We start from the raw sequence: 6,816 nt of genomic DNA, 5'->3' as shown, positions 1-6,816 counted from the left end.
ATTACTGCCAAATATGATCAGCATAAAAATGGCCGTATCATTACTGGTTTTACTTTTAGGTTTAAGCTTAAAGCCAAACCTAAGAAGACTATAGAAAGAAATAGAGATAGTGATACTGGAGATATGTTTACAGTTGAAGGGCTGAATGATAGACAACTGGGGCGTATTGCACGTAATCCTAATTTCATAGCAGATTATAACCATCTAGTTAGCTCTACCAGCCTTGCTGGTCAAGATAATAAAGCATGGGAGTTTGAGATGGTTAATCGATTGAAAAAAGATCCTTCACAATTTAAGAAACGACCTATTACAGATTATCTTGAATATTAAATAAACAAAATAAACTTCATCTACCAATGATTTTTTAAGGCTATAGTTATGATAAAAATAGAGAATTTGACAATTAATATTAATAAGCTGTCAGTAGAAAATGATGAATTACTGGATTCACAAATACCATCAGTAGTAAGAGACGAACTTGTCAGTACGTTACGTATTATTAGCGAAGATTCAAGATTTTCTGGTCAAACAGTAGTTATTCCTGAAGGCTGTGAAAAGTATGGGTTTGCGCAGGGAGAGTTTGATCTACCCATACTATTAGAATTTTTAGCAGATATGCTTGAGTAGAGGGGATAATCTAGATATTTAGGCTTCTACTCTATCAAATATCCAGTTTATCCAACCTTTTACTGTACTACAGCGTCTTTTAAAAGTTATCTTTTGTTTATTTACCTTGTACATATTATAATCTTTCAGCAATTCCTCAACCCTTTCATGGGATGGATAATCACCTTGTTCAATATAGTCTCTCATTATAATGTTAAAAGGCTTATGAGATAGGATAATGCGTACTAACTCAATTTGTCTTTGCTGCAGAGACTGAGAAAAAATAGATTCTCCTAACTGCGTTAAGCTATAACTTTTATCAGGATTGGAGGTAATTAGATTAAGATATCTACCACCATTTCCATAGTAGTCTGCCTGTCTGACTACAAAATGAAATTCCTCAGCAATTGCAGGTTTAGACATAGCTTCATTTCTATAACAAAGTAACTCACATAAGTTAATTACCTTGTCTAAGTCGTTACATTGTGGGAAAGGCAATTCAGGCTCTTCCACAATGGCCACAGTATTAATAATTTCTTGCAACTTTTCAAAATTTAAAGCATCTTTTACAATACTGTACCTGTCTTCCTTAACCATTCTTATTGAGCTTGGATCTTCTAGCTGCTCAAATTCGTATTCCCTCAAATAAAAATTGCCGTCCGAATAAGTTAGGAATATATTACGTACTTCTTTATTTATGCATTTTTCTTCGAGTTTTTTAGTCCAAGTTCGATACGGATAATAAATCTGCCTTACTAAAAAATTATCATGTATTAAGTTTTTTACTTCGACAAGATATATATAGTTTTCAGATTCAAAGCCGCCATCTATTTCAATTTGAGACTTTGATACTGAAAAATTGATATCAGAGAGTTTAAAATTAAAATCTCCTGATCCCATTCGTCCGCCTATCACATGAGTAATTTCATCTTCTTCAAAGAATGAATTTAATATGCCACATATATTTGCACATAAAAGAGCCGTAGTTTCGCTGCTTATATGCTCGATATCTATGGCAGTTATATAACTAGGCAGTTTCTTTGCATCTTTTGTTTCTAACTTATTATGTTTTATCTTTTCAAATATATTAAACCTTCCAATCACATAAGTCCGATTGCTCATAGGTAAAATTGCTAACCCATTGTCCAAAAATATTTGAGGCATTTTTTCTTGATAGTCGAACTTCGCCATTAATCGCGCTTGGTGAAATTCATTAATTTGTGATGAACTGATATTAAATACGCCATTTGCATTGATATGTTTAAGAATAGAATACTTCTCAAAAAGTGCTTCCCATGTAGTATCAATTATGCTTTTCTTGGGTTTACTCATAATTTCTCACTAAAACTTCAGTAACCTCGCCTCTCTTACTCGCTATAGAGTTAATATGACGTTTAGCACCAATTTCTATTATTTCAAAATCTTTATATAAGTCTTTAATAAAAGAAGTAGCAGAATTTGATAATAAGAACTTAATGCCTTTTTGATCTAATTTAATACAAACGTCCCTTAGCCTTTCTTGTTGGTCAACCCCAAAACCACCTTCTACGTAGCCTGTAAAATTAGAGCTTTTTGATACAGGGTCGTATGGAGGGTCGAGATAGACAAATGCACCTCTTCGAGCCCCCTTAAGTGCATCCTCAAAATCACAACTAAGAAAAGATATATTATTATTATTTAGATATTTACTGACAGCAATCAATACAGGCTTATTGACAATATTAGGGTTTTTATAGTTCCCAAAAGGTGTATTAAATTCTCCTGAACTATTTACTCTGTAAAGTCCATTAAAACACGTCTTATTGAGATAGATAACTCTTGAAGCACGCTTTAAAGCTGATAAGTTATCAAAACCTTCTTCCCTATCCTGGGAACGGATACTATAAAAATACTCAGAATCGTTTTTATGTGTCGCAAGATCTTCAATTAACTCTTCAACATTATCTCTAACTACTTCATACACATTAATCAATTCAGCATTATAGTCATTAATTACAGCTTTTTTAGGCTGCTGATTAAAAAATACAGCTCCACCACCAATGAAAGGCTCATAGTATGTAGAGATGTTGCTGGGGATCAACGGTTGAATATCGTTCATTAACTGACGTTTCCCACCTACCCATTTTAGAAATGGCATTACTAACTTGTTCTTTGCTTTTGCCACTTTTACCTCTTTAAAAACATTTCGGTTTAAATAGCGATTAGCATAGTTAACCGCTAGAACCTACTATTATAAGAAATGTAGCCATATAGATCTAAATCTTCAGTGACTGAAGCAGTATAGAGCATAAAGCCTTGCTCAAGAATAGTCATCTTAAAGCCTTCATTGTTATCATGGTGTCCTTCTAGACGTTCTAAAAGTCCTTTCTTTATCTCAGGATAGTCAGCTTCATAATCGGGAAGCTTGCAATTCTTTATAGCCTTAATCAATCTTTCTTTTTGCTCTACGCTTAAGTCAATAGAACCGATTTTAGGGTTTAAACTGTGTGAAAACATAAAAATACCTTTTATTTGATAGGGTCAAATGCTTCAGATGGCCGAATAAAAGTAGCCTTCTGAAGCATTGGTAAATGTTGCCAGTGCTGCGGCATCTCAACAATAGCGCTTTCTCCGTCAACAATTAACAAACATTGTCCTTTAGGCATTGTCTTTAATTCATTCTTATCAACAAGAGGAATGTCTTTTATGCCTTGGGGCGTTTCTTGTTTTGATTGATATGTGCTTCCATCTGGACGCACTTTAACTGGATAATGTATATTTACTGCTTGCGCGGGTATAGTGCCTGCTAACTCACTAAAATATTCTGCTGATATATTATCATTAACTCTGCATATTACTTTTACATCACAAGCGCCAATAAGATTATTACTATCGTCTTGGCCATATTTCTTATATAAACCTGCTAAGGTTTGAATGTATATAAACGTCGGTAATTTATAGCTCCTCATCGTGTTGAATTTGTCTGTTAGCGCATCAATTTTACCGCCGTTTAGCAGCTCATCAAAAATTAAGAATACGTCTTCACGTTCTCTATAATTTTTCATTAATAGCCTTATTATGTGCGTAACCATTGTACTATATAAGCTTTCAGTCTCAGTTTGAGAGATTTGTTCAAACTGTAAGAAAATTGCCTGATTTGACTGTTTTAATACGTCTTTTAACGACACATCACTACTAGACATATTATCTGCAATTATTGAATTATCAAGGAACTCAAGAGCTGATAATAAAGCAGAAACAGCAGATGCCATGAATCGCTCATTTTCCCCTGCAAGGCGCGCTTGCCGCATAAGTTTTGCAGGCACATCTTCCCCTTCGTCAATAATATCAGCTATTAGCTTGTTACCGCTTTTAAAATCGCTAATATAATTATAGACACTAGGCAACGATACTACTCCATCTCTTCCTTTAAGATGCAAAATAATACCTCTTAGTAGCTTTTGCGCAGTTTGAGCAAATGCTTTAGCTTCATCAGATATGGCAGGAATAAGAATTTTAACCAGCTCACCTAATTCACTATCGTCTACATCATCAAGAAAATTGTATTTTAAACTTTTAGGATCAGTAGGATTTATAACAATATCTTGATACCCAAAACCTTTGATAATGTTGTTGGCACATAGGGTGCCCCAAATTTCAGGCTTAATATCAGTGACCAAGTACGACTTACCCGACTTCGACCAGTCCACAATCTGCGAGTAAATATAACTTGTTTTACCTGTACCGCTTACACCTACAACTAGCCCTCTTTTTTCATTAGAGGCAGTGTAATTCGGTAAACTCGTTCGCCAAGCATCATTTTTTAACTGCCTTTTATTAGCCTTACCATAAAATAATAATGGCTCACCAACTACACCAAAATTCACTCTTTTACGTAGTAAATTACTATCGGTATTACGTCGGCTAGGCCGAAGTTCGGAGCGTGGACTAGTATCTTTTATAAACTCATTATAAAACCAAGTTCCAGTAAAACCGCAGATAGCTACCGCACAGACAACAAGCATTAAATACAAATGAATATTATTCATTAACTGGTTGCCTACCTTCGCATTTAATCAGCCTCTGGGGTTGAAAAACGGTATCTTTTGTCCAAGTGCAACGTACTAAATAGAATGCCTTACTCTGCTTATCTTGTACGATATAACCCCTTTTTGTTAGTTCGTCTAGCTTGTCATCATTTTCCCATACTTGTAGTTTGCAGTTTCTGCAATCTGCACAATATAGCGTTGTTCTAATGTCAGCGGTAACACCCATGCAAACCTCTACTTATAAGACCATGATCCAAGATAAACACCTGTAATTTGAAGGCGTGAGTGCCCCAACTCACTACTAATTTGTAACCTTGCTTGTCTATCTATTTTCTTCTCATTGTCAGAGAGTTCACGTACACCGCCAACAGCAGGGCATAACAATCCTGTTAGCTCTAGATAACGGTTTTGAGCATAAAGATGCCGTAGACCATGCGTTTGTCCAATACCTGCCTTTCTCGTCTCATATTCAAACGTATTTTTATGCTGTTTATAAGATTTATCGACAGGAATAAGAGAACCATCTTTGGCCAGTGCTTGTACACGTTCTAAAAGCTGAACTTGTCTACTATTCAAAATCGGTATTTCACGATACCTGCCGCCTTTGGACCAGGATGGCTTGATCATAATCTTATCAGCAGCATGAGGAGGATAGCCTCCAAGAGCATAGCTAGGCATGAATTTCATAGCTTCTTCACGCCTTAACCCAAACTCTTTTTGCAGTTCATTAGATAGCAAAACGTGCGGAGATAACTTTGATAAATCGACTTTTGATAAATCGACTAGATCAATAGATTTATCTTTGTTAGTAATGTATTTGCGATTGGCTATACCAAGCTCGTCATTGCTTTTTACTAACCCTCTATTGTCTATTTTTTCAGCCAGCCACCGCAAAGCAGACATTCTATTTTTTATAGTCCCGTTAGAGACCCCCTCATTTTTCCATCGTTTAACAAGAGCGTTTATATGACGTCCTTTAAGATCATGCGGCTTTAATTCATTTACTTTATAGCCTGCTTCATCTAATTGTGAAACGCAAAGCGACAATATAGATCTTCTATTTGCTTGGGTCGCATACGAGCCATCACGATTGCGGCTGCATATCTGTAAAATTTTATGTTCTAGTTTTTTCATTTTGTCGTCGTTGGTAAGTGTTAATGAGCTAACTAATATAGAAATATCAGCTTTTGATAGCTACAAAGGTAAGACAAAATAATAATGAATTTCAGATATATCGAGATAAAGACAAGGCTAAACACACGTTATAAAAATAAGTGGTAATAATCTGATAATGCAAAACTCATATGTTCTAAGTATTTTAGATGTTTAAACTGCTTAAAATGCATAGAAAAAATGTGCAGCGAAAAAGGATATAAAATCAAAAAATAAGAGCCTTCAGTATAGCTTTTCTATGGTAATCACGCAACCAAACTGTTATTAATTTAGTTGTATACTATGATTATCAAGCAATTATATTGTCGTCACTACTGAAATGTAGTGACGACAATATAATTGCTTATGCTTGACTATTAAATTCATCTCCTTTCTATACATATACTAATTTTATTTATTATTCATATTACTAATTTGTACAATCTTTTAATTGAGCGTTTTATAAGTTTTTAAAATAAATATGCTTTTATAGTTTTTAATAGCTTTTAAAAACTTTTAGGTCTGGTACAACCCATGAGATATATAGCTTGTGGCTTCTATATGAATAGGTTTATCGCATTATATGAATAGGTTTATCGCATTATATGAATAGGTTTATCGCATTATATGAATAGGTTTATCGCACATAAAAATAAACTGTTTTACAACCTATTTTAAATAGGTTAAGATATGTCTTAATTGTATGGATTTGGCTTATGAGTATGACTGAGATAGTTGTTAAGGATAATGCATTAATACAAGCAAGCTATACGCTTGACCTAGTAGAGCAGCGCTTGATGCTACTAGCTATTATGGAAGCGAGACAAACAGGAAAAGGCATCAAACCAGATAGTTTGCTAGAGATACACGCTCATAGTTATGCTGAACATTTTAATGTCAATAAAGAGACAGCTTACACAGTGATGAAAGATGCCTCTAAGGCACTGTTTGATCGGTATGTAACATATCATGATAGGAACCCTAAAACAGGTAAGGACAGAAGTTTTCATTGTCGTTGGGTAGATAAGAT

At 34.6% G+C, this 6,816-nt stretch carries 7 protein-coding genes and 1 pseudogene; 3 read left to right on the top strand and 5 right to left on the bottom strand.

What is annotated here, in order from left to right:
• Together QZ265_RS08900 and QZ265_RS08895 are read left to right on the top strand one after the other, a co-directional pair.
• Positions 1-330 (top strand): annotated as a pseudogene (locus QZ265_RS08900) (replication initiation protein); the annotation flags it as partial.
• Between the two features lie 48 nt (positions 331-378).
• Positions 379-627 carry a hypothetical protein gene (locus QZ265_RS08895; RefSeq protein WP_296405432.1) on the top strand — a complete coding sequence of 83 codons (249 nt, stop codon included), beginning with the start codon at positions 379-381 and terminating at the stop codon, positions 625-627.
• 18 nt (positions 628-645) lie between these two features.
• Here QZ265_RS08895 and QZ265_RS08890 read toward each other — a convergent pair whose 3' ends face one another.
• From QZ265_RS08890 to QZ265_RS08870, 5 genes are all read right to left on the bottom strand, one after another.
• On the bottom strand, positions 646-1,938 hold the full coding sequence (locus QZ265_RS08890) for a hypothetical protein (protein ID WP_296405430.1): 1,293 nt from the start codon (positions 1,936-1,938) through the stop codon (positions 646-648).
• Positions 1,931-2,770, bottom strand: coding sequence for a DNA adenine methylase (locus QZ265_RS08885; RefSeq protein WP_296405428.1), 840 nt, complete (start codon positions 2,768-2,770; stop codon positions 1,931-1,933). Before QZ265_RS08885 ends, QZ265_RS08890 begins: the two co-directional genes overlap by 8 nt.
• Positions 2,771-2,823: 53 nt before the next feature.
• Positions 2,824-3,102: a hypothetical protein gene (locus QZ265_RS08880; RefSeq protein WP_296405426.1), complete on the bottom strand. Its 279-nt coding sequence runs from the start codon at positions 3,100-3,102 to the stop codon at positions 2,824-2,826.
• Positions 3,103-3,113: 11 nt separating this feature from the next.
• Positions 3,114-4,634, bottom strand: a complete 1,521-nt coding sequence (locus QZ265_RS08875) for a type IV secretory system conjugative DNA transfer family protein (RefSeq protein WP_296405424.1) — start codon at positions 4,632-4,634, stop codon at positions 3,114-3,116.
• Between the two features lie 234 nt (positions 4,635-4,868).
• Positions 4,869-5,768 carry a phage integrase N-terminal domain-containing protein gene (locus tag QZ265_RS08870; protein WP_296405422.1) on the bottom strand — a complete coding sequence of 300 codons (900 nt, stop codon included), beginning with the start codon at positions 5,766-5,768 and terminating at the stop codon, positions 4,869-4,871.
• A gap of 740 nt (positions 5,769-6,508) precedes the next feature.
• On the opposite strand from QZ265_RS08870, the gene QZ265_RS08865 reads away from it, so the two are divergent.
• Positions 6,509-6,816 (top strand): RepB family plasmid replication initiator protein (locus QZ265_RS08865; RefSeq protein WP_296405434.1); only part of this gene is annotated, 308 nt, incomplete at its 3' end.

Origin of the sequence: Psychrobacter sp., assembly GCF_018260395.1 — a bacterium.
Taxonomy (GTDB): domain Bacteria; phylum Pseudomonadota; class Gammaproteobacteria; order Pseudomonadales; family Moraxellaceae; genus Psychrobacter.
This window is presented reverse-complemented; position numbering and strand designations above follow the sequence as displayed.